The 624-nt window shown below is 57.2% G+C and carries 1 protein-coding gene; it reads left to right on the top strand.

The window, feature by feature from the left end; translation table 11 throughout:
* On the top strand, positions 1-624 hold a 624-nt coding region (locus tag NW820_RS13315; protein WP_414407766.1), incomplete at both ends, for an RNA-guided endonuclease TnpB family protein.

The following is a 624-nucleotide window of genomic DNA, read 5'->3' on the forward strand; positions in this document are numbered from 1 at the left end:
GGCGAGAGCGCTTTGGACTGGCCATTGGTAACTACCAGCGTGGGATGCTGGCTGGTTCTAACCCCAAATCGGCCACCCTAGTCCAGCGGAAGGACGGCTCCTACTACATCCAGATTTGCGTAGAGGGAAAGCCACCCAAGCAGCAAGATGCCGACAAGGTGATCGGGGTGGACTTGGGGAGGACAGATATTGCCCATACGTCAGAGGGGGACAACTGGAATGGACAGCAGTTGAACAGAGTCCGCGACCACTACTCCCGGTTGAGGGCGGTACTCCAACGCAAAGCCAGTAAGGGCACACGCAGTTCGCGGCGCAGATGCCGTCAACTGTTGCAACGGCTGTCTGGCAAGGAGAGACGCTTTCAGTCGCGTCAGCGTTGCGTAGCAAAAACGTGGGTCAATCATCGCATCTCCAAAGTTATTGTCTCCAGGGCAAAAGCTACCAACAGCGCTATCGCTCTGGAAGACCTGACAGGGATCCGGGAAAGGGTCAATCAACAACCCCGCAGCAAAGCCGAGCGGCGCAGGGCCAACAGTTGGGCGTTCTACCAGCTACGCCAGTTTCTGGAATACAAGGCTCTGCGTGCAGGGGTTGCCTTGATTCTGGTACCGCCTGCCTACACGT

The sequence above is a fragment of the Synechococcus sp. R55.7 genome (assembly GCF_047461955.1).
Lineage (GTDB): Bacteria > Cyanobacteriota > Cyanobacteriia > Thermostichales > Thermostichaceae > Thermostichus.